At 39.3% G+C, this 22535-nt stretch carries 25 protein-coding genes and 1 pseudogene; 3 read left to right on the top strand and 23 right to left on the bottom strand.

Annotation, left to right across the window (positions count from 1 at the left end):
- Positions 1-37 precede the first annotated feature (37 nt).
- Positions 38-427 (top strand): hypothetical protein, encoded by a 390-nt coding sequence (locus H0Z36_RS01340; RefSeq protein WP_296863151.1) that lies wholly within the window; start codon positions 38-40, stop codon positions 425-427.
- A 56-nt stretch (positions 428-483) separates the two neighbouring features.
- Here H0Z36_RS01340 and H0Z36_RS01335 read toward each other — a convergent pair whose 3' ends face one another.
- From H0Z36_RS01335 to H0Z36_RS01295, 9 genes and pseudogenes are all read right to left on the bottom strand, one after another.
- Complete coding sequence (locus H0Z36_RS01335) at positions 484-861, bottom strand: 4Fe-4S dicluster domain-containing protein (RefSeq protein ID WP_296863150.1); 378 nt, start codon at positions 859-861, stop codon at positions 484-486.
- A gap of 50 nt (positions 862-911) precedes the next feature.
- Positions 912-1025: pseudogene (locus tag H0Z36_RS01330) on the bottom strand (CGGC domain-containing protein); the annotation flags it as partial.
- A gap of 63 nt (positions 1026-1088) precedes the next feature.
- Positions 1089-2198 carry a C4-dicarboxylate ABC transporter gene (locus H0Z36_RS01325; RefSeq protein WP_296863148.1) on the bottom strand — a complete coding sequence of 370 codons (1110 nt, stop codon included), beginning with the start codon at positions 2196-2198 and terminating at the stop codon, positions 1089-1091.
- Between the two features lie 212 nt (positions 2199-2410).
- On the bottom strand, positions 2411-3559 hold the full coding sequence (locus tag H0Z36_RS01320; RefSeq protein ID WP_366508829.1) for an aminotransferase class V-fold PLP-dependent enzyme: 1149 nt from the start codon (positions 3557-3559) through the stop codon (positions 2411-2413).
- Between the two features lie 31 nt (positions 3560-3590).
- Positions 3591-4172: a sulfurtransferase-like selenium metabolism protein YedF gene (gene yedF / locus H0Z36_RS01315; RefSeq protein ID WP_296863146.1), complete on the bottom strand. Its 582-nt coding sequence runs from the start codon at positions 4170-4172 to the stop codon at positions 3591-3593.
- A gap of 16 nt (positions 4173-4188) precedes the next feature.
- Positions 4189-4401, bottom strand: coding sequence for a hypothetical protein (locus tag H0Z36_RS01310; protein WP_296863144.1), 213 nt, complete (start codon positions 4399-4401; stop codon positions 4189-4191).
- 14 nt (positions 4402-4415) lie between these two features.
- Positions 4416-5177, bottom strand: a complete 762-nt coding sequence (locus H0Z36_RS01305; RefSeq protein ID WP_296863142.1) for an acyl-CoA dehydratase activase — start codon at positions 5175-5177, stop codon at positions 4416-4418.
- On the bottom strand, positions 5174-6310 hold the full coding sequence (locus H0Z36_RS01300; RefSeq protein WP_296863140.1) for a double-cubane-cluster-containing anaerobic reductase: 1137 nt from the start codon (positions 6308-6310) through the stop codon (positions 5174-5176). The genes H0Z36_RS01305 and H0Z36_RS01300 overlap by 4 nt, the downstream gene beginning before the upstream one ends.
- Before the next feature lie 172 nt (positions 6311-6482).
- Positions 6483-8321 (bottom strand): acyl-CoA dehydrogenase, encoded by a 1839-nt coding sequence (locus H0Z36_RS01295; protein WP_296863138.1) that lies wholly within the window; start codon positions 8319-8321, stop codon positions 6483-6485.
- Between the two features lie 218 nt (positions 8322-8539).
- On the opposite strand from H0Z36_RS01295, the gene H0Z36_RS01290 reads away from it, so the two are divergent.
- Together H0Z36_RS01290 and H0Z36_RS01285 are read left to right on the top strand one after the other, a co-directional pair.
- The gene (locus H0Z36_RS01290; RefSeq protein WP_296863136.1) at positions 8540-9604 is read left to right on the top strand and encodes a hypothetical protein; all 1065 of its coding nucleotides are present in this window, start codon (positions 8540-8542) and stop codon (positions 9602-9604) included.
- Positions 9605-9902: 298 nt separating this feature from the next.
- Positions 9903-11528: a lipase gene (locus H0Z36_RS01285; protein ID WP_296863135.1), complete on the top strand. Its 1626-nt coding sequence runs from the start codon at positions 9903-9905 to the stop codon at positions 11526-11528.
- 61 nt (positions 11529-11589) lie between these two features.
- On the opposite strand, the gene H0Z36_RS01280 is transcribed toward H0Z36_RS01285, so the two are convergent.
- From H0Z36_RS01280 to H0Z36_RS01215, 14 genes are all read right to left on the bottom strand, one after another.
- Entirely contained in the window at positions 11590-11745 is a 156-nt protein-coding gene (locus H0Z36_RS01280; RefSeq protein ID WP_296863133.1) for a hypothetical protein, read from the bottom strand.
- 283 nt (positions 11746-12028) lie between these two features.
- Positions 12029-12421: a DUF190 domain-containing protein gene (locus H0Z36_RS01275; RefSeq protein WP_296863131.1), complete on the bottom strand. Its 393-nt coding sequence runs from the start codon at positions 12419-12421 to the stop codon at positions 12029-12031.
- Between the two features lie 14 nt (positions 12422-12435).
- A complete protein-coding gene (gene crcB / locus H0Z36_RS01270; protein ID WP_296863129.1) occupies positions 12436-12807 on the bottom strand; it encodes a fluoride efflux transporter CrcB in 372 nt (123 codons plus the stop codon).
- Between the two features lie 140 nt (positions 12808-12947).
- Entirely contained in the window at positions 12948-13364 is a 417-nt protein-coding gene (locus H0Z36_RS01265) for an arsenate reductase ArsC (protein ID WP_296863127.1), read from the bottom strand.
- Between the two features lie 116 nt (positions 13365-13480).
- A complete protein-coding gene (gene arsB / locus H0Z36_RS01260; protein ID WP_296863125.1) occupies positions 13481-14542 on the bottom strand; it encodes an ACR3 family arsenite efflux transporter in 1062 nt (353 codons plus the stop codon).
- Positions 14543-14615: 73 nt separating this feature from the next.
- Positions 14616-15014: a (2Fe-2S)-binding protein gene (locus H0Z36_RS01255; RefSeq protein WP_296863123.1), complete on the bottom strand. Its 399-nt coding sequence runs from the start codon at positions 15012-15014 to the stop codon at positions 14616-14618.
- Complete coding sequence (locus H0Z36_RS01250; RefSeq protein WP_296863121.1) at positions 15002-15688, bottom strand: cytochrome c biogenesis protein CcdA; 687 nt, start codon at positions 15686-15688, stop codon at positions 15002-15004. Before H0Z36_RS01250 ends, H0Z36_RS01255 begins: the two co-directional genes overlap by 13 nt.
- Positions 15672-16118 (bottom strand): thioredoxin family protein, encoded by a 447-nt coding sequence (locus H0Z36_RS01245; RefSeq protein ID WP_296863119.1) that lies wholly within the window; start codon positions 16116-16118, stop codon positions 15672-15674. The genes H0Z36_RS01250 and H0Z36_RS01245 overlap by 17 nt, the downstream gene beginning before the upstream one ends.
- 72 nt (positions 16119-16190) lie before the next feature.
- Positions 16191-16430 carry a thioredoxin family protein gene (locus H0Z36_RS01240; RefSeq protein ID WP_296863117.1) on the bottom strand — a complete coding sequence of 80 codons (240 nt, stop codon included), beginning with the start codon at positions 16428-16430 and terminating at the stop codon, positions 16191-16193.
- Between the two features lie 26 nt (positions 16431-16456).
- Complete coding sequence (locus H0Z36_RS01235; protein WP_296863116.1) at positions 16457-17506, bottom strand: permease; 1050 nt, start codon at positions 17504-17506, stop codon at positions 16457-16459.
- Positions 17507-17508: 2 nt separating this feature from the next.
- Positions 17509-17895, bottom strand: coding sequence for a metalloregulator ArsR/SmtB family transcription factor (locus H0Z36_RS01230; RefSeq protein ID WP_296863114.1), 387 nt, complete (start codon positions 17893-17895; stop codon positions 17509-17511).
- A gap of 196 nt (positions 17896-18091) precedes the next feature.
- Entirely contained in the window at positions 18092-20080 is a 1989-nt protein-coding gene (locus H0Z36_RS01225; protein WP_296863113.1) for a methyl-accepting chemotaxis protein, read from the bottom strand.
- A 204-nt stretch (positions 20081-20284) separates the two neighbouring features.
- The gene (locus tag H0Z36_RS01220) at positions 20285-20584 is read right to left on the bottom strand and encodes a cyclic-di-AMP receptor (protein ID WP_296863112.1); all 300 of its coding nucleotides are present in this window, start codon (positions 20582-20584) and stop codon (positions 20285-20287) included.
- A gap of 6 nt (positions 20585-20590) precedes the next feature.
- Positions 20591-22321, bottom strand: a complete 1731-nt coding sequence (locus H0Z36_RS01215; RefSeq protein WP_296863111.1) for a chloride channel protein — start codon at positions 22319-22321, stop codon at positions 20591-20593.
- Between the last annotated feature and the right edge of the window lie 214 nt (positions 22322-22535).

Genomic DNA, 22535 nt, shown 5'->3' with positions numbered 1-22535 from the left:
TATAAAATCGGTATATTAAAAGAAAGGTGGATTTCCTATGCTTAAAAAAATCCGAATAACCGTCATTTTTTACTTAATCACCCTTTTAATATTGATGTATCCCCTTTCTGCATATGCACTGGGTGATTACCATTATGCCTTTTTATACAAAAACATCCCGGTTGAGTTTAACGGTCAAAAAAGTGTTTTAGTCCTGGAATGCAAGGTATATCTTTTCTACGATCGCATCATATATATCCTTCCTGAAGAACCGGTAACAGTTATGCTCCAAAGTCCAAACAGCACATTGGTTAACGTAAAGTTAAGTGCAAGACAAAAAGATGACTATACTGTTACCATAAGTGGTGTCGTAGCAATAAGAAGTAATCACATGTTCAAAAACCAGTATTATTACAAAAATATAGACATATATGTAGATGTTAAATAGTCTTCCAGCCGGGTATAAGAGTTCATGCCCGGCTGTCATTTTTTTATTTTTCCTGGCTAACCATGAATAAGCTTAGGTAAGCACTTCGTGCAGTACCATAATGATTCTCCTCTATATTTAACCGCAATCATATAAGCTTCATCCTCACTTCTTCCGCAGGATTCACACTTTTGGGGAATATAATCTATATTCTGCGTTTTTTTGTGTTCTTTGACCGCTATCTCAGAAAAAGCTGGAGCCTCTCTGGTTTCTAATGTCAAAGCACCTGTAGGACAAACTCCAATACAAAAACCTGCTCCATCGCAAAGTTCTTCTCTTATTACCTTGGCTTTGCCATTAACTAAAGCTAAAGCACCTTCAGCACAAGGGCTTATGCAATTGCCGCATCCATTACAAAGTTCTTCATTAATCTTTATAATTTTTCTTTTAACCACTCTTTAACTCCTCCTTCTTTTGCTGCTTAGATAACTGTCATTAACATTATCTAATAATGTGTCCCCTCCACTACTTTTATTCCCTTGCTTTCAATAGACTTCTTAATGTCATCATAATGCGGACACTTAGGATAACTTCCTTCCATTATCATACAGGAAGAAAGATGTACTACATCTTATTATCCGTTATATTAGCGATAAAAACCTGCCAGACTTCAAAAACCATATCAATTACTGTTACTTTGCTTCAATCCTTCAGAAGGTGCTGTATGAGGAATAAATAAACTTCCATCTCCAATTCCTTTCAAGGTTTTAGCAAACGAAATCACCCAGAAAAAGAACAAGAGTAATGTTAACAATCCAGCATAGCCATGCACCAAACCAGAATTAAAATAATGTCCTACCTTAAGAGCAGACATAGTATAAACTGCTAGTGGAAATACAAAAGCCCACCAGGAAAGAGAAAAAGGTATACTACCCTGCTTAACATAGTCTATGGTAAGAACCAAAACCTGGACAAAAGCCCAGAATCCAAATCCCCATAAAATAAAGGCAAAGATATAAAGTATGTCAGGATTGACAATAAAGCCTAACATTTTTCCGGTATCAGCTATACCCATAAGTGACAAAACCCCAACTCCTACCGGCCCCAGTAGTATCCAGAAGCTGGGCGTCATACCAGCCGGAGACAAAGCATGCCTAACCAGGCGATTAAAAATAACACTGCCGACAAAAATAAAAAGGAAAAATCCAACCCCATAAAAAGTTAAGTTTATAAGCCAGGCCGTGTTAGCCCAGGCAATGCCTTTCTGATAAAGCATAGCCACCAAGGGACTTCCAACCAGAGGAATAATGATATTTCCTACTGGAGGAATAAACCAGGCAAAATTCATCATCTGTGGAGAAGTATTTTCTTCCTTCATCATGATAAAAGTAGCCCATACGCCTATTAAAAAGGCTCCCAATATCCCTACAATCCAAACAATTAAAAGAAATTTTAAAATAAACTCAGCAGAAAAAAAGCTTTTCCCCATCAAGTTGACATTGGTAGCAACAACCATAATGGCAATAGGCATAGTTGCAAAAAAATTGCGCAGCAAGGGATGATACAAATCCTTTTTAACCTCATCATAATATAAAATCCATCTTAAAATCCACGGAATTAAAAAAATTACAAAAAGCGCTGCAGTCAACCATGCCAGAATAACTCCCAGATTATAAGCTGGAATCCAACTTTTTCCCCATATATAAACTACATTAGCTAATCCTCCGGTTCCCATAACCGCAGCAAACCAAGCTGGAGAAAAGTTTTTAATAATACCCTCTCTTCGTAGCATTTTCATACCTCCTAATATTTAATAATCTCGTATCAAAAGTCATTATATACCCCTTAGGGGTATATGGCAACAATTTTCTTAAGCCTTTTTTATTTTTTTAATTTTTTTATATAATTATTAATCAGCCAGGAAACCTGCATTTAGCACCAAAAACAAAGAGGACGGCTCTGATGCTTAAAAACCGTCCTCTTTACTATTTTTTCAACCTGCACCTACTTTTGCCTGGCTATTTCATGAACCGCTTTTATTACTTTTTCTATCTCTTCCTCCGTAGTAAAAAATCCTGGACTTAAACGGCAAGCGCCTTTTTCAAAAGTCCCTATAGTTTTATGGGCTAGAGGTGCACAATGCATACCTGCCCTGGTGATAATACCGTACTCGTGGTCGAGAACTAAAGAAACATCTCCACAATCTATATCTTTAATATTAAAAGCTAAAACAGCAGTCTGTTTTTTGACATTCAAAGGCCCGTAAATCTCTATCCCAGGGACTTCCTTAAGTCCGCATAAAAGCATATCCATAAGCTTTTGCTCATGTTTTCTTATATTTTCAATTCCGGTTTCCAGTATAAACTGAACCCCTGCCAAAAGCCCTGCGATGCCTGGAGTATTAGGAGTTCCGCTTTCTAAAAGGTCCGGCATTATGTCAGGTTGTTCAAGATATTCAGATAATGAGCCGGTTCCTCCATAACGCAGAGGCTTTATTTCTATATCCGGCCTAACATAAATGCCTCCAGTTCCCTGCGGGCCTAATAAACCTTTATGTCCCGTAAAAGTTAAAACATCGATAAACTGCTTTTCCACATCTATTGATAAAACTCCAGCCGTTTGTGCAGTATCTACTATAAATATAATTCCATGCTCCCGGGCGATTTTGCCCACCTCTGCTATGGGCATAATGGTTCCGGTAAGATTAGAAGCGTGAAGCATACATATAACTTTAGTGTTAGGCTTAATAGCTTCAACTATCTTCTTCGGATCTAAACTGCCATCAGAAAAACAGGAAACTGTTGTCCACTCTATACCTTCTTCAGCTAAGGCAAAAACCGGACGGGCTACCGCATTATGTTCCATGCTGGTGGTAATAATATGGTCTCCCGGCTTCAAAATTCCCCTTAAGGCAGTATTCAAAGCATCAGTTATATTAAGGGTAAACGCAATCTGCGAACTTTCTGTAATATTAAAAAGCTGGGCTATTTTTTCCCTGGCTTCCAAAAGCACCGAACCGGCTCTTAAGGTCTGCTGATTGCTTCCCCGACCGGGATTGGCTCCTAAGAAGCGGTTAAAATAGTCTACTGCCTCATATACTGCCTCTGGCTTAGGGTAAGTAGTAGCAGCATTATCCATGTAGATAATATTCAAGCGAGCATCTCCCCTTTTTAAAAGAAACCTTTTATAAAGTCAAACTCTTATGGGCAGAGGTTAATATTTCCACCGCCGTGTACATGTTAGTTACGCTTCCCACCTTCAACTTATCTTTCATCTGATAATAGTCTAAACAGGTGCCGCAGGAAAGTATATTAACCCCTTCCTCTTCCATAACCTTTAAATGCTCCAGAACTGGGGAACCTTCACATGCTAAAAATACTCCGCTGTTCATAAAAATTATATGCTTAATATCGCCTTTCATCTCCATTAGAGTATAAAGAAAACTTTTCATCAAAATCTGCCCTAACTCTTCTTCTCCTTCTCCAAACAAACGGCTTTTTATAAGGATAGCAATCTCTTTCTTCTCTTTACTTTCCACTGAAGCCGTTGTCATTTTATACATATGAATATAAAAATCCCCACCTTTTTCTTCTACTTCATATTCATAACCCTGGCTTACCGCCAATTTACTTACATTTTCTAGTGCTACCTTCTGATTTACTATAGTTGTTATTTTATAGCTTCCATCATTTTCATCCATCGCCCTCTTGGTAAGAATAACCGGCTGGGGACAGTTAAGACCTCTGGCATCAACTATTTTCTCCATATAAATACCTCCCAAATTATTCCTCCTCTTCTTTTAAGGCCGCCTTCTCCAGTTTACGAATAAGCTCCTCTAAATCAAAATTATAATCCTTGCTTACTGCTTCTAAAGTGTTAAAAAGATGGGAACACATAATACAACTTCCCACTTTTTCTTCATAAGAACGAAAAACTTTTTCGGTTTCCGGATACTTGTCAATCACATCTACTACCAACATTTCTTTTTCAATCACATCAAAGCCTCCTTTTATGATTCAAACCCTAGCAAAGCTGCTCCTAAAGCACCAGTAAACTGGCAAACATCAGGAATTATTATGTCGCAACCTAATTCCCTCCCTAATGCCCTTCTGATACCGGCATTGAGGGCAACCCCGCCGGTAAAAGCTACTTTTTCCTTTATTCCTACCCTTTTAGCCATAGCTGCTACCCGCCTTGCCACCGACTCATGTATCCCGGCAATTATGCCTCCTTTAGAAACTCCTCTAGCCATAAGGCTTACTATTTCTGATTCGGCAAATACTGTGCACATGCTGTTTATAGTAACCTTTTCCTCTACAATCTCTGCTACTGAAAGCTCACTCACATCCATCCCTAAAGTATTGGCCATAACCTGAAGGAAACGGCCGGTTCCTGCCGCACATTTGTCATTCATGGCAAAATCTACAACTTTACCCTTTTCATTTATCCTTATAACTTTGCTGTCCTGTCCGCCAATATCTATAATCGTTCTTACCTCCGGATAAAACTCGGCTATTCCTCTAGCATGACAGCTGATTTCCGTAACTGCTTTATCCGCTTCATCTAAAGCAACCCGACCATAGCCAGTAACTACTATCGCATTAATTTCACTGCGTCTTATCCCTGAAACATCTAAAAGGTGCTCAATTATATTATGCCCTGCATCACGCGGACTCCAGCCGGTAGGAAGCACTACCTTAAAGCTCCTGTCTCCAGCCAGCATAACCCCTTTGGCTGCAACTGAACCAATATCCAGCCCTATGCTTATCATCCTGTTACCATCTCCAACAATGCTTCAATTCTTATCTTTAAGCTTTCCAAATCTGAATTAGAATAGTCGCTTTCCAGATGCAGATAAGGAATCCCCTTGCCTTTTACCATTTTTTCTACGGCATATGCCTCAATATTGTAAGTATGACATGCCTGCCAGGTTAAATCTATAACTGCATCTGCTTTAAAATCATCAATCATGCGCCCTATAAGCTCAAGACGATAAGCGTTAGGGCTCATACAGGAGCAGGGAATCTCAATATACTTATGAGCCAAAGCCACAATCGGGTCATCAAACTCCTGGCTGGTCAGGAGTTCTAAAGTTTTATAACCAGAACAGTTTTCCATGGCAACTACTGCTGCCCCCAGCTCCTCAGTAATTCGTATAACCTTTTCAGTGCCTAAGCCTACCGGGCATCCTGTTAAAAGCACTCTAGCCCGGGGACGTGGACGGTTTACTTTCTTTTCTAAAAGCCTTTTCTTAAAAGTTTCCAGCATATTCGTAACTTCATTTTTATCTGCAGTAAAGCTACGCGACCAGGTAACGGTTAAAAGCTCCAAACCGCTTAACGGAGGCGGATCCATCTGGTTAAGATCGCATATATCCTTGGCAGCACGGGTCTCAGCATTTACTGTATCAATAGCTTTCCATATAGCTTCATCTTTTATGTCAACTTCTAATTTTTCCTCTAAAAATTTCTTAAGTCTGTGCAGTTCCTTTATCCAAAGCTCAAGCCCGGCTTCGCTGTCTTTCAGATGGGGAAGCTGCATAACATGAACTGGCTTAATCTCCTGCATAATCTCAAACATCTTCTTTTTGCCGTCACAGGTAGTTTCCCCAATAATTACATCAGAAAAATGAAAGAATGGGCAAGTATCTGTTGCTGCAAAGCCATAGGAAGATTTTATAAGCGGACAGAGATTGCGAGGCAAAACTTCCTCGGCTGCGGCAATAGGTTCTTCTTTAGTCCCACAAAGCCCTACTGGAATAGCTCCCGCCGCCAATATAAGCTCTTGCGGACAGTAAGTGCAGTAAACACCTACTACCTTCCCTCCCTGTTCCTTGGCTTCCTTTATTCTCAGCAAATTTACTTCCCTTATGCTGGTAAAATCTTTAAGTTCAACATTTGACACTGTGCTTTTTCCTCCCCTTTCATGTCTAAAATCAATATAACACACAAAGTATTATATTAAAAATAAAAATAAGTTATACCAGTTAAATAAAATTAAATCTTAAGTCAAATAAAAAAGGCATCTCCTGTTTGTCCAGGAAATGCCTTTTAAAATCTTATCAAAATTTTTATTTTTAGAAATCGCCTAAAGCTTCTTCAGGGACTTCAATAGCAGTTGCATCTTCCCCTTCAATCATTCTCCTTATCGCAAATACCTGCGGTACTACATTCATAACATAGAATTTAGCAGTTGCCACCTTGCCTTTATAGAAGCTAGCATCATAATGGTCTTCTCCCAATTCTTTGAGCTTCTTATTGGCTAACAAACCCTGTTCTAACATCAGTTTCCCACAATAAACCATAGCGCTGGCATGTAATATGCGGGTAGCATACAGCGGCATCATAGATATTTTACCTTCACTTAAAAATTTATTAAGCTGTCCTAAAATAGCCTGATATTCAGCATAGCAGTCAGACAGCATCTTAAATTCTTTTTCAAATTCCGGATTATTCTTATTATTTTCAATAAAGTCGCTTATTTCCTTAAGCCACGCCATTAAATACTTTCCGCCACCCATGGTAAACTTACGGGCTACCAGGTCTAAAGCCTGTATATAGTTAGTTCCTTCCCAGATGGAGAATATCTTTACATCTCTTGCCAGCTGGGCTACCGGATATTCTTCAATAAAGCCGTAACCGCCATAAGTCTGGATAGCTTCTCCACACATAAGCCATGCCATATCCGAAGTATACGCTTTACACAACGGGTTATTCAGCATAAACATATGGTGGGCATATTCTCTTTCTTCCGGATCCGGGCTTTCATGAGATAAATCAACATAATAGTAAGTTTTGAAAAGAAGAGCACGACATGCTTCCACCACTGATTTTTGCAAAAGAAGCATACGGCGGACATCTTCATGTTCAATAATCCTTACTCTAGGGCCTTTAGGATTAGTAAGCTTGGTTCCCTGTACCCTTTCCTTACTGTAAGCTATTGCATTATAGCAGGCAGCGGCCATAACACCTTGGGCAAGAAGCCCGGTATTGAGCCTTTCCTCATTCATCATGGTAAACATCTGTTTCATACCCTGTCCTTTACCGTCTTCACCCGGGGGATCACCTATAAGCCAGCCGTAGCATTTGTCATTTTCGCCATATGATAAAGTACAAGTAGCCGATCCTTTAAGCCCCATCTTATGCTCAATACCGACTGTAGTAACATCATTCCACTCGCCTAAACTCCCATCTTCATTTACCCATATCTTAGGAACGATAAAAAGGGATAATCCTGCCGTACCTTCGCGAGCTCCTTCAATTCTGGCCAAAACCAAATGTATAATATTTTCTACTATATCATGATCCCCAGCAGTTATAAACATTTTGGTTCCCTTAATCTTATAAAGCCCCGGAGTATCTGTCGGATAAGCTTTAGTAGTAGCTGCTCCCACATCCGATCCGGCTCCCGGCTCGGTTAGATTCATGGTTCCTCCCCATTCTCCTGAAAACATCTTAGGTAAAAATCTCTTTTTAAGCTCAGGTGAGGCATATTTCTGTATAACCCCGGCCGCTCCGGCTGAAAGTCCCCAGTAAGTTGGAATTGCCGCTGAAGCAGCTATAATCATTTCTCCCATAGGAGCATATATAGCCCAGGGAAGATGACCTTCCACTTCACGGTCGGCAATCTGAGGGCCTAACTCTGCTTCCATACAGGTCTTGTAAACATTTTTGAACGATTCGGGGGTAACAACCTTGCCATCGATAAACCGGGCACCTATCTCGTCGGCATCTTCATTGGCCGGAGCTACTACATCGCGGGAAACTTTGTAAGCAACATCAAGAAAAGCATCAACATCATCAACTGAATAGTAATCTTTAAATGCAGGATAACTTAGCAGTTTTTCTAAATCCAACCATTCTTTAAGAACAAATTTAGCATCTCTAAGGTCGTAAAGAAAATTGGTAGCAGCCATCACTTTCCCCTCCACAAAAATTAATATTTATTATGCTTTATTATATTTTATAACCTTATGCTATATTGGTAAAGAATTTTGTTTGCAAATTAATATTATATAAAATTTTCAACATTAAAGTATAACAAGCCTTTTCCTTAATACTATTTCCTTAAAACTTGCTATTACCCTTAAAAATGATAAAATAATGAAAAAACTGCAACAATTCCGGAGGTATTATGTCTGCCATCTATTTTTACCGCATCTATGAAACAGGAACAGAAATAAACCTGGACAAGCTTGAACAGGAAATATCCGCCGATCACAGCATAAGTCGCCGCCGTTTTTCCCGGGTTAAACCAAGTTCTATACAGCTAGATACGCCTCCCCTTCTTATAAATCTCGGCACCTTTACATTCAGCCTGGAAAAGCAAGAGATACCACTCATTGCTAGGGCTAGGATTTATGACATAGGAGCAGTCAGCATCTGTCTGTTTTTTGAAGATAGAAATCACTCTGATAAAATCCCCCTTGAAGACATTGCCCTTTATTTTTCCGGTCAGCAGGGCTTAGACCAAGTATTCAGCCTTTATGTTGACATGCTGATAAATACTTTAGCTTCTTATTTAGAAAAAATAACAATAAACCTTGATTTTTACGAAGACTACATCATCTATTGCATAAACAATAAAGAAGAAATTTCTGACCCTATGATTATTCTTATGGGAGAAAAAACTAATTTCAGCCCTCAAATGCGACAGCAAGTCCTGAATAACACTTTATCCTACAGCCAGGACGATTTTGCAATCATCAGCTGGGATTCCGCTCTTTTATGCGATTCTGAAGACCCGCAAGACCTGCAGGACTTAATCGAATTTGCTAATGTTCAGCTTTTAAAGCTGCGCTACTACGATAATCTGGTAGCTCGCCGGATGGAAAAAATGTACGATGATATTGAACAGGCAGAAAAACTATCCCGCTATGCCCGCCTACGCCGCTACCGGCAGATTATGTCCGAACTCATGGAAATAATAGGCGATATTACCGAAGTAACTGAAAAAATAAAAAACTTCATCAAAATAACTGAAGACATATACTATGCCCGGGTCTATGAGACTACCCTCAGGGTTTTAAGAACAGGTCAGTGGTCGGAAAGCTTAAATCGTATGATCAGCGTAATTTATCAAAATTATTCCCTTCTGAGCAACGAAGTTAATATTCAGCACTCCAACTTTTTAGAATGGATTATAATAATCCTTATTGCCTTAGAATTTATCTTCGCTATTTTGCAGAGTATTATCTAAAAACTTCACAGGCCTTATTTTTAATTTTCTTTATTTTCTAAATTAACTTTCGATTATGCCTTTTTTCTATATTTCAAATAAATAAAAATAATAATTTGTCGTTTTAAAACCCGAATAAATAGGTGTTCGGGTTTTTTATTTTGGTATTTTTTTGCCTTAAAACTTGCCTTATTTATATTTGTGAAAAAATGTCAAATTTAATTATGTATTGACATAAAAATATATATATGTAATATTTATAGTTGATCTTTTAATATCTTGTTAAGGAGGCAAAATGTGAAAATTAAGGAGGTAAAACATGAAAAAAAACTTTAAATCCCTAGCTATTTTTATTCTTTCTTTATTTTTTCTCAACATCAGTTCACTTCTTCCCGCTCTAGCAGAAACAGCTACCCCTCAAAGCGGCAACCGCTATCCGATAGTCCTGGTTCACGGGCTCGGCGGATTTGGTCGCGACGAAATGCTCGACTTCAAATATTGGGGAGGCCTTTATGACATTCAAGAATACCTCAAGGCCCATGGATATGAAGTCCATACAGCCGCAGTAGGCCCTGTTTCCAGCAACTGGGATAGAGCGTGTGAACTGTATGCACAGCTGGTAGGGGGCACAGTCGACTATGGAGCAGCTCATGCTGCCAAATACGGACATGCAAGATATGGCAGAACCTATAAAGCATTTATCCCAGATTTAGGAAAGGTTGATCCGGAAACCGGCGAAATTAAAAAAGTTCACCTCATAGGGCACAGCATGGGTGGACAAACCATTCGCACTTTAGTTCAGCTTTTAGAACAAGGAGCAGAAGAAGAAAGATCCTACACCCAAGATAATCTTTCTCCTTTATTTGCCGGCGGCCACTCCTGGGTGCACAGCATAACTACTATTTCCACTCCTCACGATGGAACCTCACTGGATAACGCAATAAATAAAGGAATGCCCTGGCTACAGAGCTTTATTGGATTTATGTCAACACTCAGCACCCCCAACCAGCTTTACGATTTAAAACTCGACCAGTTCGGTCTTACCAGATACCAAGGAGAACCGGTTGATGCCTACCTGAAACGCGTTTTCGAAAGCAGCTACTGGAAATTAAACCGTGACCTTTCCAACTGGGACTTGGCGGTTGAAGGTGCTCGCGAACTCAATGGCTGGGTCCAGGCACAGGAAAATGTATATTATTTCTCTTGGGCAACCAACGCCACCCGCAAATTCCTTTTTGCTGACTATCAAGTCCCAAAAATCACCATGAATCTCTTTCTAGTGCCTTTTGCTCTGCATATAGGTTCATATACCCGCAATGTTCCAGGGCAGGTTCCTATAGATAAAACATGGTGGCCTAACGACGGCTTAGTAAGCCTTATATCCCAGAATGGCCCCAAGATAAATTCGACCGACCAGATAATAAACTATGATGGCAATCCACGCAGAGGGGTGTGGAATTACATGGGAGTTTTAGAAGGGTATGACCACCTAGATATAATAGGCATCGGAACTCTGTGGAATCCATGTCCCTGGTATCTTAAACATGCCCAACTTTTAGCATCACTTCCTGCCGACTATGCTGAAGTCCCGGAAAAAGACGATGAAAATACTCAAACTATTCCGGAACATGAGCAGGATTTAACCTCTGAAGATAATTTAAACCCATCATTCTCTGAAACAACCGAAGAGCAAACAAATGAAATTCCGGAAAAAGACGATGAAAATATCCAAACCATCACAGAACATGACCAAGATCTGACTTCCGAAGATACTTTAAACCCGTCATCTTCCGAAACAACTGAAGAACAAACAAATGAAGCCCCAGAAAAAAACGATGAAAATATCCAAACCATCACAGAACATGACCAGGATCTGACTTCCGAAGACACTTTAAAACCTCCATCTTCCGAAACAACTGAAGAATCAACAATTTCTGAAAATTAAGCATAAACTTCCGAACAAAAAAAGGACGGAAAATTACCGTCCTTTTTTACATTCAAATCTATTATTTCCAGTAAGGCAAATAACGTTCTACATCTATTCCATGACAATACATCCAGTCTATAAATTCCCTATAATCTCTTTTATTCCACATATCATCAGAGTTAATAGAAAAACTCCACCACTTGGTAAGTTTTTCAAAAGCTCTACAATACAACATAAACTTCCACCTGCCTTTTTTCCAAAAGCCGTTTTAGAGCAGTTCTTTTTAAAAACCAAAAACGGGCATTATCTTTTAGCTTAAAGATAAATTGCCCGTTCTAAACTTCTTCTCCACGCATAATCATCGCCTCTCTTTCCTGTTTAAGGCTTAATAAGCTCTAAACTTCTGAGAGACCTGCTTTCTAATTTTAGCTTATAAAGAAATACTTATTTTGTCCAGTAAATTGAACGATGCATACAATATTCTTTAATCCTCTTTATTAATTTTGACTTGGACAAGTTTACTTTTGTTCCTTTTCCAAATTTTCTTTCAGCCTTTTTAATCTCTCTCCTGTTAAGTTGGAATATTTTATAATCTCCACATCATCCATTGTAATAAGCCCTTCATTAATCATTCCGTCAATCGCCTGCAGATATTTTTCAATATACTCCACACTGTCAACTATTTCTACTATAACCGGCAAATCAGATGATATATCAACAATACGGCTGGTTACTATCCGGCTGTTCGCACCGAAACCTTCTATTCCTTTACTAACTGTAACCCCGGCCATATCCAATTCTTTTGCTTTTAATACCAGAGCATGATAAAGCGGAATATTCCTATATTTTTCTCTTTCCCCGATAAAAATCCTAAGCCTTTTCGCCGGTCCCGAAAATTTAAATTGACCCATCTGAGCCACCTCCATTATAAAGCTTTAGCCAGAACAAATCCTAAAAAAGTAGCGGTTAGACATAAAAATAAGTTCAATGCTATATTTAATAAAGCATAAAAATAAAGTCCATCCTTTAAAAGAAGAACGGTTTCAGCCGAAAAAGAAGAAAAAGTGGTAAAAGCCCCGCCAAAACCTACTACCAAAAATAAACGCCAGTTGGAAGATAAACCTCCTTCGATACCTTTAACTACTAAATATCCAACTATAAGACATCCAATAACATTTACTAGAAGTGTCCCATAGGGGAAGAAAGCCCCCCACTTGGAACTTGCCATAGTAACCGTAAAATAGCGGGCTACCGCGCCTAATATTCCTCCCGCAGCTACCAGCACTAATGGGACCACTGCCCGGTCACCTCCTGCGATTATTGAAAATACTTTATGTCCATTCTCCTCATATGCAAAAAAATAAGCTGTTTACTCTAAACATAATAAATAAACAGCCTCAAAAAAACAAATATTTTATTTTATATCAGCTTCCATCCCTAATCGTTAAAATTAGCCTTAAGCCACTCCTTAATTTCATCCCGCACCTTGGCAAAAACCATTAATATCTCCTTTTCGCTCCCCTCAGCCTTTGCAGGATCAGGGAAACTGTGGTGCAGGTATTCTTTCCCTCCCGGTATATAAGGGCACTCTTCTTTGGCATTGTCACATACGGTAACTACATAATCAAACTCCATACCGATAAATTCATCTATACTTTTGGAGCGATGTTTGCTGATGTCAATTCCGATTTGCTCCATAGCCTTTATAGCATAGGGATTAACCCGAAAAGGTTTAGTTCCAGCACTAAATACTTCATATTTATTGCCATACATAGCCCGCATAAGACCTTCCGCCATCTGGGAGCGGGCTGAATTCTGGGTGCACACAAATATTATCCTCTTTTTTTCTGCCATTCTTTTTCCCCCTTAATTTAAAACTGTTTTAATTTTAAATTTTAACCTCATTTTGTAAATTCACCTTCATATATTTTGTAAAAAATTTTAAAAACCCAAAGGGGCAAAAGCCTTTGTCAGACTGCCCCTTTTTCCTCACTGAAATATTTTTTCCTCCATCTTAAAGCTATATTTACCAGCCAGATCATAACTGGCACTTCAATTAAAGGACCTACTACAGCGGCAAAAGCTTGCCCCGAATTAATGCCGAAAACAGCTACCGCTACCGCAATTGCCAGCTCAAAATTATTGCTTGCTGCCGTAAAAGAAAGTGCAGCAGTCTGAGAATAGTTTATTCCCAATCTGCGGGAAATAAAGAAAGAAACCACAAACATAATTACAAAATAAATAAGCAAAGGCACCGCAATCTTAAGAACATCTAAAGGCAAAGTTACGATATATTCACCTTTAAGAGAAAACATCACAATTATAGTAAAAAGCAAAGCATAAAGAGCAATCGGGCTTATTTTAGGAACAAACACTTTGTCATACCAGTCAGCCCCTTTAGCCGGGCGCAGGAAATAACGGGTCAAAAATCCGGCTGCAAAAGGAATACCCAGGTATATTAATACACTTTTAGCTACCTCCCCCATCGACACCTTTACTTCCATACCTTCCAATCCCAACCAGGTAGGAAGTACAGTTATAAAGATATAGGCATATACCGAATAGAATATTACCTGGAAAATAGAGTTAAATGCTACCAAAGCAGCGGCATATTCATTATCTCCGTCAGCCAAAGTATTCCACACTATAACCATAGCTATACAGCGCGCAAGACCAATAAGGATTACCCCTACCATATATTCAGGATGATTAGGAAGAAGGATAATAGCTAAAACAAACATCAGAATAGGTCCTATTATCCAGTTCTGCAAAAGGGAAAGTCCTAAAACCTTGCGGTTTTTAAAAACATTACTCAATTCTTCATACCTTACCCGGGCTAAAGGAGGATACATCATAACAATGAGGCCTATAGCAATAGGTATGGAGGTAGTTCCTACCGACAGGCTGTTAAGCCAGTCGGCAAAACCGGGAAAGATAAACCCTAAACCTATTCCTACAAACATGGCTAAAAATATCCACAAAGTAAGAAATCTATCCAAAAAAGAAAGTCTCGCACTCACAGACTGTTCCATATTAACACACTCCCTTATTTTAATTTCTTGCTTCTAGTGCATGTGCAATCACCGACTGCACTACCTTGCCGCATCACGTTCCGGCCGGATTAGTCTCTATACATCGGCATCCTGTATTAGCCCCGGTATGGTTTTGTATATCCTCAAGTGTACTGCAGCATTTATCTATTGCTACATGCTTCCATATTTCTTCATCTGTTATGTTCTGGCAGTAGCATATAGGAACAGGCGAATTTTCTTTAAACCACACAGGAACGTCAAGTTTATCTTTAGGAATAACTTCTCCCAAAGAAGTATAATAGCCAGCATTACACCCAGGAGAAAGACAAAGATAGTATTTTTCTTCCTTTACTTCAATCTCAGGACATAAGCTTTCTACAGTTCGCTTGGGAACCTTTCTTCCCTTAGTATTACACCAAGGACACTTGCTCTCATCAAAGCTTACAATTTCTATCCCAGTTAAGCCAGCCATGCAAAGTAACCTCCCATAATTATTATCACTATACCTGCCGCTTTTTCTAAGATGTTATTCCATCTGGCAAAAACATCCATACGTGTTAAAACCCCGGTAAAAGTCCCAGCTGCTACAATAGGAACACCTCTCCCCAATGCATAAACGAAAAGCAGGGTAGCACCATAAAGCCACTTGCCGCTAGCTAAAGCTAGAGAAAGTATAACTAAAAGAACCGGAGTTCCACACTGCGATCCCACCAGTCCCATAACCAGCCCCAAAAAATAGGCTCCGGTTATACCTTTTGCATTATCTGTGTAATTCAGCAAATTTCCGCCAAAATTGAGGTTAAATCTTAAAACACCCAGAAGGTTTAATCCTACTACAACACATACCGCAGCTACCAGATAATAGATTATACTTTTACTCATTCCGAAAATCCCACCCACAAGAGCAATAAAAAGTCCTAAAAGCATAAAGGTAGTAGCTGTTCCCAGAGTAAATGCCAGGGAAAGCACAAAACTTTTCTTCCTTCCTGTTTCCTGTCCCCCTACATAGGCTACTATTATAGGCATAATACTAAGGTTACAAGGACCTATACTCGTTATAACCCCGGCTATGAAAACCAAAAAATAACCATAAAGAGAAAACTCCTTAATTATCTGAGGCAGAATTTGATTAATCCACTGTTCCATTTTTTCTCGCCACCTTATCAAGTTCTGCCCGCAAAGCTTCTTCTTCAATAAGCCCTATGTTGTGGTAACTTACATTTCCTTTGGCATCTATTATATAAATTGTAGGAATATACTTTATTTCATATTCCCTCATAAGCTCATAATTTTCATCTTCATCAACACTTATGTTTATAAATCTTACCTTCCCTTCATATTCCGGCTTTATCCTGTCAAAAATCTTCTTCATCTCTACACAGGGAGGACAGGAAGCGGAGCTAAACAAAAGCCACATACTCTCTCCATTTTCTTCAGCTTCTTTTATTTCCTGAACAGCAGTCTTGCCCTCTCCTTCAGGCAAGTTTTCCTTTTTGAGAGACTCTTTATACAAATAAAAAAAAGCCAACAGTAAAACAACAATCAAAATCAATATGATATTTTTATTCTTAGCCATATATGCCGCCCCTCCTTTTTCAATTTAAAATTCCAGCAGGCAGTTAAAATTTTTCCTGCTGGAAAATATTTTTTACATTTCTTCTTGGATGATTTTTTTTATTTCATCCCTCTTTAAAACCTTGCCGGCTGCCTTAACTTTACCATTAACAACCAGAGCCGGAGTCATCATAACCTTATAGCTCATGATCTTCTTAATATCTTCCACTTTAGATACCTCTGCTGCCACATCCATTTCTGCCAGGGCATTTCTCACTTCTTCCTCCAGCTTCTTGCACTTGGCACATCCAGTTCCCAAAACTTCGATTTTCATATTATCATCCTCCTCAATTTAAAATTTTAGCCAAAGAAAAATCCATAAATCCAGCCAGTTAAAGTCGCCATTATCACAACCAGGATAAAATAAGCCAAAGTTCTTTTAAATCCCATAATTCGGTTTACCACCAGGAGATTTGGTATGCTCACCGCTGGACCCGCCAGAAGAAGAGCTAAAGCAGGTCCCTGATTCATTCCCAGATCAACAAGTCCTTTTACGATAGGAACTTCCGTTAAAGTGGAAAAGTAGAATAAAGCCCCTATCAGGGAAGCGGCAAAATTGGCCCCAAAAGTATTGCTTCCTACATATCTGGCAATCCACTCCGGTGGAAGAACTGCCGTAACCATACCTACAAGAAATACTCCTATCAAAAGAGTAGGAACTACCATCTTAACCAAGCTCCAGGTCTCTTCCATCCAGGAGTTAAACTCCCCTTCAACAAAATAGTGATGAACCATAATAGCCAGTGAGTTAATAAGCCCAATATCTATAGCAACCTTAAGCCAAGGTTCCAGCTTGCTGGTGCTTACAATAAGTATAGCTACCATAACACCAAAAAATACTACTAAAAACTTACCTGACTTCTCACTGCTTTCTCCCGGCAGAGTCTCAATTTCACCAAGTCTTTCTTTTTCAGAATTGTGAAATAAAAATGACATTATTATACCTATTACTATTGAAAAAATAATTGCCCCAACTCCACGAGCTAACCCCATATGCCAGCCGATGGCCGCTCCAGTAAGAGCAATTGCCAGTATATTTATGGCAGGTCCAGAATAAAGAAAGGTTACTGCCGGACCTATCCCTGCTCCCAAACCATAAATACCGGCAAACAAAGGCAAAACCGTACATGAACAAACCGCAAGAAGCATTCCTGATACAGAAGCTACTCCATAAGCTATCCATCTTTTCGCCTGGGCTCCAAAATACTTGATAACCGCCCCTTTGGTAACCAAAACTGCCATAGCCCCGGCTATAAAGAAAGCGGGCACCAAACATGTTATAACATGGGCGGAAAGATAATTTAAAAGCTCTTTTACGCCACCTTGAAGCATAGTAATTATAAAATTCATGACTATTTACTCCTCCTCTTGCAAGTTTCATTTGCTCTCATGTTTTTTACTTTAATCGCACAAGTATCACAGCCTTCTATTTTCTTCATCCGTTTAACTTCTTCTTCAAATCCCTCCACTTCTTCTAAAGGAAGATTCATAAAAAGGCAAAAATCATCTAAAACCTGGGTAAAAAAATCCCGGTTAAAGGTAAGCATCCTTTTTTGGCCTTCCCTGCGTTCCGTTATAAGACCTGCCTGCCTTAGAATCTTGACATGCTGGGAAATACGCGGCTGGCTTATCCCCATTATTACTTCCAGGTCACAAACACACAGCTCTTTTTCGGCAAGAAGCCTTATAATCCGCAAACGGGTAGGTTCGCCAAGCGCTTTAAAAACATCTTCTATCATATGTTCACCTTCTTTCTCTTCAGGGAATATTTTTTGTTCAGGAATAAATATATAAATATATGCTTATATGCTAATATCATTTTAAAACTTTCTCAAAAATAATCAACAATATTGTCTTTATCAGCAATAAAACTTATTTATTTGATAAATAAAAAGGCTTTAAGCCGAAACGCTTAAAGCCTGCTTTTCACCAATATTAAACTTTAAATTTACTTATTGTTGCCTGAAGTTCCTGGACTATATTGGCCAAATTCTGGGCGGTAGCCGCAACTTCTTCAGAAGAAGCCGTCATTTCCTCTGAAGAAGCAGCTACTTCTTCAGTAGCCGCTGAATTTTCCTCAGCAACTGCGCTCGCGCTTTCAACTTTTTCTACCACCAAATCCTTGGCCTCTACAATCCCCTGCATCATTTTGTAAGTTTCATCCATATATTCAGGAACTTTATCTACGGACTCCAGTATATCATCAAATGATTTAACGGTATTTTTAAGTATTTCAGTCTGATCTCCCACCAGTTTTTCAACTTCCTCTGAAGTCCTTGTAACTTCAGCCGCATCCTGAGTTATGGAACTAATCAGATTAACTATTTTTTCGGCAGAATGCCTGGATTCTTCTGCAAGTTTACGCACTTCATCCGCTACCACAGCAAAACCGCGTCCGGCTTCCCCCGCTCTGGCTGCTTCTATTGCAGCATTAAGAGCCAGAAGATTGGTCTGTTCCGATATGCCGGAAATAAGATCGGTTATACTGCTTATCTCCTGAACAGACAAGGTTAAAGTATTCAACTTATCTACTACTATCGCAAAAGCATTGCGAATATCATCAATAGATTCTTCCAACTTATCCAGTTCTTCCTTGCCATTGTCTGCCTTCATTGCAGTATTCTCCGCTTCTTCTTTTACATCTTTTAAGGATTTATAGACATTATCAATACTGTCTATAACCTGCTGCATAGCATTTGATATCTCCATCAAATCCTCAGCCTGGTTCACCGCCCCTTTTGCCACCTGCTGTATGGTAGTGGCCACCTCCTGAGAAGAAGCCGACATTTCCTGGGATACTGCCGCTAAAGATTCAGAATTTTTCCCTACATCCGCAGTCCTACTTCTTACATCACCTATAACGGAACGCAAGGAATCCTGCATTTGCTTAAATGCCCGCACCAGGCTGCCTACCTCATCATTTATCCGCATAAATCTTTCATCTATATCTTCTGTAAAATCAAGCTCTGCCATTTTTCCCACATGCCCTATAGCAGCAATTATCGGTTTAGAAATAATATTACCCAAACCATAGCTTATCAAAATACCTATAGCCAATATCACAAGGGTAAAAATAATATTGTTCTTCTGCAGTTTGCCTACTTCATATAAAAATTCTGCTTCAGGCACAGTTACGGATAAAATCCAGCCGGTGCCTTCTACCGGCATATAGGCATTATAGATATGATCATTATTAAAATAATAACTTGAAAAGCCGCTTTTTTCCTTAAGCATCTTTTCAAAGGTCTTGGCTGCCGTCTCCATGCTTTTGTCTTCTTTAGCTTTTTCGATCGGATTAAGCTGGTCAATTACCTTCTGCCGGTCATAGTGGGCAATAACTGTTCCTTTTTCATTTATTATGTATGCATAGCCGGTCTTTCCAAATCCCATGTCATCTACCATTTCACTCAAGGCATCACCGGCCCGTCTGCCAATCAAAGCCCCCACAATCTGCCCATCTTTCTTTATAGGAGCAGCAAACATAACCACCGGCTCTCCAGTAACCCTGCTTATAATAACATCTGAAACTGCCGATTCACCTGATAAAGCTTTTTTCACGTAATCCCTGTCTGCCAAATCCGCTACCGTCCCATCATCATAATAAGCCTTGCCATCAGGATGCACGATGCCCAGTGCCAAAAAACCGTGCTGATCCTTGGCAGCTTTCAAAACAGGCAACTGTCTTTCCAACACCATGCTTTCTATATCTCCCTGCGCGCTTATCGTCTCTAATATTGCTTTCTGCATTTTTATTCTATCCGCAACCAATTTTGCATCCTCTTTAGCCGAAGTTTCAAGGGCAATTTGGGCCTGTTCCAAAACTGCTTTTTCCGCTCCTTGAGTAGCTATAAAACTTAAAATAATCGACGATAAAAGCAAAACAGCTGACAGTGCAGCGATAATTTTAGTCTTTATGCTCCGCATAATCCAGGCTCCTCCTTCAAATAAATAATTATGGAAAAATTTTGCAGTCCAATCCTAATTTTCTTTTCTGACTTATTTTTTCATTTTTCTACAAAAAATTCATATATTATATTAAATAATACATTTAGGCAAAATAAAAAGCAAGATATAAATCTTGCTTTTTCAATACATTATTTTTATATATCCAAAATAACTGCCGCCCTTTTAAAAATGGAACATCTTCTCCACCGGCAAAACAAAAACAGTTGCCATCCCTTCTTCCAACTTTTTTCTACTACTCCCTTCCTCAATTTGCTGTAAAGTCTTCTTCTGGGTGTATTCTTTTATAATCTGCAGCACAATTTTTTCTTCATCATCATCCACACCACTTATTATCGTAGTATTACCCTTTTGCAACCAGCCGCCTGAGCTGGAAATCTTAGTTACCCGAAAGTCTCTTTCTGTAAGTTTTTCAATAAGCCCGGAAGCTATCTGGTCATTCACCACCGCTACTATCAGCTTCATGATTTATCAGCCCCTTTCGCCGCTTACCATCGAACCGTAAGCATTAATAATATCACTCCTGGTTATTATTCCCAGTAGTTTACACGGACATTCACGGGATACTACCGGGATATGACCTATATCCTGCTGTGCCATTTCCTTCATAACCGTTAATATCTTATCCTCCGGTCTGACTGTAGCAAAATCCCTCCTGGTTACCTGCTCAACTTTGCAATCCTCTTTCCCTTCCTTTATTCCATTTAATATGTCTTCATAAGTAACAAGTCCTAAAAGTTCCTCTCCCCTGAGGACAGGGAAAACGCTAAAACTGTATTCCAACATTTTCGTTCTCGCTTCCTGCAAAGACATGTCTGCATTGACAGTCACTACAGACGTTGTCATTATATCGGAAACTGATATATCCTTTATCTGATCCAAATAAGCTTCTTCTCTGACATTGAGTCCCCTACGGGCAAGCTTTTCAGTATATATGGTTTCCGGATAAATTCCTCTGGCTGTCAAAGAGCTTATAACACACACAACCATAAGCGGTAGGACAACCATATAATCACCGGTCATTTCAAACAGCATTATAATCCCGGTAATTGGAGCCTGTGACATACCCGCAAAAACACCGCCCATGCCCACTAGAGCATAGGCTCCTGCCGGAGCAGTATGAGCAGGGAATAAACCGTGAACAATATAGCCGAAACTGCCACCCAGCATCGCTCCCATAAAGAGACCAGGGGCAAAAACCCCTCCTGATCCCCCTGAAGCTACCGTTACCGAAGTAGCAAAAAGCTTTAAGAAAAGCAGGCTGAACATAAGCAGCCAAGCCATATCATTTTTTAAAACCCCTTCTATGGAATCATACCCTACCCCAAATACCTGAGGGAAACTCAGTCCGACACATCCGACTATAAGTCCTCCAATAATCGGTTTAACATAAGCAGGAATCGCTTTTATATTATCGAATACATCTTCCGTCTTGTAGAGCACTTTTATATAAAGTACGGCAAAAAGCCCTGACAGTATTCCTAAAAGCAAATAAAAAAACATTTCTTCCAATGATACTAAACTGTAAGGAGGCACCCTAAAGGCCGGATAATTACCTAAAAAAGCCCTACTTATTATAGAAGAAGTAACTGATGATATAACTATGAGTATAAATCGATTGGTAGCAAACTCACCCAAAATCAGCTCCTGAGCAAAAAGCACACCCCCAATCGGTGCGTTAAAGGTAGCTGCTATCCCTCCTGCTGCCCCACATGCTACTAAAGTCTTCAAAATACTTGGAGGAAGCCTTAATATTTGCCCTACTGCAGAACCTATGGCAGAACCTATTTGTACAATAGGCCCTTCCCTTCCGACCGATCCTCCCGATCCTATGCTGATAGACGAAGCTAAAGCCCTGACTACCACAACCCGGGGATGTATTATTCCATCCTTTTCGGCCACTGCAGCCATAACTTCCGGAACTCCATGCCCCTTAGCCTCACTGGCAAAAAAGTAAACTATAGGTCCTACGATAAGACCACCAATGGCAGGAATAAGCATAACATAATACGAACCCATAATACCGGATAATATCTTTTCTCCACCATCAAAAAACAGCAGGTGGAAAAATTTAATCATCTTTTGAAAACCAATAGCAGCAAAGCCTGTTCCTATTCCAACTAAAGCCGCAACAATTATTAAAAATGATGAATCAAACCAAAAATACTTTTGCCTGTAATCCTTGATAATTCTTTGCACCATACGCACCATTCCTTTATCAAATTTTTTCTATAAACATCTGCTGAAAAATGGCAAGCAAAAACTGGTTCTATTGTAAACAGAACCAGCTTAAAGTATATAGTATATAAATTAAAACCCCATTTAATATATATGTAAAATCTATCCAATATTATATTCATCACTTCAATCTTTAATTATATCACATTATTTCATAAAATCACCAGGAGTTAAAAAT

The organism is Thermosyntropha sp., from assembly GCF_017656155.1.
Lineage (GTDB): Bacteria > Bacillota > Syntrophomonadia > Syntrophomonadales > Syntrophomonadaceae > Thermosyntropha.
Note: the sequence above shows the minus strand (reverse complement) of the source record. Positions and strands in the feature narration are given on the sequence as shown.